Source organism: Mycobacterium sp. NGS50, from assembly GCF_059812545.1.
The window spans coordinates 1-661 of record NZ_JCALCW010000094.1 but is presented as its reverse complement, the minus strand read 5'-3'; the positions used below and the strand labels follow the sequence as shown (position 1 = coordinate 661).

The window sequence follows — 661 nt, the reverse complement described above, 5'->3', positions numbered from 1 at the left end:
GCGGGCACCCCGACCCAAGACCAGATCGACAACGATAAGCGCGGTGTCTGGCAACGCAACCATGACGCGCTGACCACGATCTGTCGGGCCCTGCTGGCCTCCGGCGAGCTGGGCCACCACAACGGGCTACCGGCCAGCATCATCGTGTCCACCACCCTGGCCGAACTGGAAGCCGCCGCCGGTAAAGCCCACACCGGTGGCGGCAGCTGGCTGCCCCTGTCCGATGTGATCCGGCTGGCCTCCCATGCCCATCACTACCTGCGTATCTACGACGGCGCCAAAGAACTCGCCCTGTTCCACACCAAACGCCTGGCCAACCCCGCCCAACGCCTGGTGCTGTACGCCAAAGAACGCGGCTGCTCACATCCGGGCTGCCCGGTCCCGGCATATCTGGCCGAGGTCCACCATTGTCACGACTACGCGCTCACCGGCCGCACCGACATCGACGACCTCACCCTGCGCTGCGGACCCCATCACCAACTGCTGTCCAGCCACGCCTGGAAAACCCGCAAACGCCACGACGGCACCACCGAAACCCTCCCACCCCCGCACCTCGACCACGGACAACCCCGCATCAACCACTACCACCACCCCGAAAAACTATTGCAAAACAACAACACCGACGAAGACGACGACCCCAACTAACACCCCAGGCACCAAC

At 64.8% G+C, this 661-nt stretch carries 1 protein-coding gene; it reads left to right on the top strand.

Features of this window, described 5'->3' with window-relative positions:
- Nucleotides 1-645: HNH endonuclease signature motif containing protein (locus AC5Y36_RS25830; protein ID WP_500043822.1), on the top strand; the 645-nt coding region annotated here is incomplete at its 5' end.
- Nucleotides 646-661: the final 16 nt, after the last annotated feature.